The organism is Thiohalophilus sp., assembly GCF_031581315.1.
GTDB lineage: Bacteria > Pseudomonadota > Gammaproteobacteria > UBA6429 > Thiohalophilaceae > Thiohalophilus.
Genome location: NZ_JAVLAZ010000164.1, coordinates 1 through 2,383, shown reverse-complemented (window position 1 = coordinate 2,383; position 2,383 = coordinate 1). Strand labels below are relative to the sequence as shown.

The window sequence follows — 2,383 nt, the reverse complement described above, 5'->3', positions numbered from 1 at the left end:
TCATGCCCGGTCGGATCGAACCATTTGAGCTTGTCGTGTAAGGCGACCACCTCGCCGACGATGATCAGCGTGGGCGGTTTGATATCGTGGTTCTGGACCAGATCCGGCAGGGTGGCAAGTGTCCCGACGTGGACTTTCTGCTCCTGGCTGGTCCCTTTTTCGACCAGTGCAGCCGGCGTCCTGTCCTCCAGCCCATGCTTGACCAGGTTCTCGCAAATAGAACGCACACCGTGCAGCCCCATGTAAAAGACCAGCGTTTGCCCCGGATGCGCCAGGGTTGGCCAGTTGAGATTGATGCTGCCGTCCTTGAGATGACCTGTAACGAAAGTGCAGGACTGGACATAATCCCGATGGGTCAGAGGAATCCCGGCATACGCGGCACAACCGGCCGCAGCGGTAATCCCGGGTACAACCTGGAAGGTGACGCCCTCCTTCATCAGGGTTTCAATCTCCTCGCCGCCGCGGCCGAAGATGAACGGATCGCCGCCCTTCAAACGCAGCACTTTTTTCCCTTCTTTGGCCAGACGCGCCAGCAGTGTGTTGATATCCTCCTGTTGAATCGCGTGCTTGTTACGCTCCTTGCCGGCGTAGATAAACTCGGCATCGCGGCGCACCATATCCATAATACCCTGCGAGACCAGCCGGTCATACACCACCACATCGGCCTGTTGCATCAGGCGCAGCGCCTTGAAGGTCAGCAGATCCGGATCCCCCGGGCCGGCGCCCACCAGATACACCTCGCCTTGCAGTGACGGCGGCTGACCGCTGGCCACGGCCGCTTCCAGCAAGGCCCGGGCTTCATTCTCCTTGCCCGCCAGCAATTGATCCGCGACCGGCCCTTCCAGAATGGCTTCCCAGAAACGGCGAATCTCGGTAATCGAGCTGAAGCGTTGCTTGACCTTCTCCCGGTAACTCTCCAGCAGGCTGGCCAATTGGCCATAGGCAGCCGGTATGACGGTTTCCAGTCGCGAACGCAGCAAACGGGCCAGCACCGGAGAGGCACCGCCGGTGGAAATCGCAATCTGGACCGGGGAACGATCGATGATCGACGGCATGGTAAAGGTGCACAATTCCGGCGCATCGACCACATTGACCGGGATATTTTTGGCTTTGGCCAGTTCCGACACCTCGCGGTTGACGCTTTCATTATCGGTCGCGGCAATCACGACCATCGGCTGCTCAATGTCTGTCGGCTCAAAGGCACGCGCCAGGTACTCGATTTCCCCGCTATGCTGCTTCTCTTCGAGTTCGTGACACAGTTCGGGTGACACCACCGTCACTCTGGCACCGGCGCGCAGCAGCAAAAACACCTTGCGCGCGGCAATACCGCCACCGCCCACCACCAGACAGGGCCTGTCCCTGACATCAAGAAAAATTGGCAAGAATTTCATATTGGCAAGTCACTCACATTGCGATTGGTGCGCCGAATTCCGAATCAACCCCGGACAGAACAAAACGGTCAGCGCGAAAAACCGTGTAATAAACCGTTGAATTATCTGGGTATTTTACTATATATTGAAACAGAATGTATAACGCTTTCTGCCGACCAACCGTAGGTACCCCGTGGATAACACCAACAACAACGTCATCTGGCACCCGGCCACGATCGATCGCGAACAGCGCGAGAGCCTCCACAATCACAAAAGCGTGGTGCTGTGGTTTACCGGCCTCTCCGCCTCGGGCAAATCGACCCTGGCCCATGCTGTGGAAAAGGAACTTTACCGCCGGGGTTGCCACAGCTTCGTTCTGGATGGGGATAATGTGCGCCATGGCCTGTGCAGCGATCTGAGCTTTTCGCTGGATGACCGGCATGAAAATATCCGCCGCGTCGCCAATGTCGCCAAGCTGTTTATCGAAGCCGGTGTCATCGTCCTCACAGCGTTTATCTCCCCCCAGCGCGAGGATCGGGAAATTGCCCGCAACATGATGCCCCATGGCGATTTTCTGGAAATCTTCTGCGATGCACCCGTGGCCGTGTGCGAAAAGCGGGATCCCAAGGGGCTGTATCAGAAAGCCCGCGACGGCAAAATCCCCGAATTCACCGGCATCAGCTCCCCCTACGAAGCCCCCCTCAAACCCGAACTGCACCTCGATACCGCGGAACAATCCCTCGAGGAATCCGTTCAGGCCGTCATCGGACTGCTGGCCGAACGGGGGGTTATTAAGTGCTGAGTGCTGAGTGCTGAGTGCTGAGTTCTGAGTTCTTAGTACTTAGTACTGTTTGTTGTAGGAGGGGCTTGTAGCCGCGACTCGGGAAAAGCGGCGACCGTCGCCGATGGGTCGCCTCCCACAAGAAAAGGGGCTAGAGGCTAGGGGCTAGATCCTAGGACCTAGGTTCTAGCCCCTAGTAACTGATTTGGTCGGGACGGCAGGGTGAGCTGAA

General features: G+C 57.7%; 2 protein-coding genes. One reads left to right on the top strand and one right to left on the bottom strand.

Going from position 1 to position 2,383, the window contains the following annotated elements; translation table 11 throughout:
- A partial coding sequence (gene cysG / locus RI563_RS13165; protein ID WP_310694840.1) for a siroheme synthase CysG occupies nucleotides 1-1,391 on the bottom strand: 1,391 nt, incomplete at its 3' end.
- A gap of 172 nt (nucleotides 1,392-1,563) precedes the next feature.
- Here cysG and cysC point away from each other — a divergent pair.
- The gene (cysC, locus tag RI563_RS13160) at nucleotides 1,564-2,172 is read left to right on the top strand and encodes an adenylyl-sulfate kinase (protein ID WP_310694839.1); all 609 of its coding nucleotides are present in this window, start codon (nucleotides 1,564-1,566) and stop codon (nucleotides 2,170-2,172) included.
- Nucleotides 2,173-2,383: the final 211 nt, after the last annotated feature.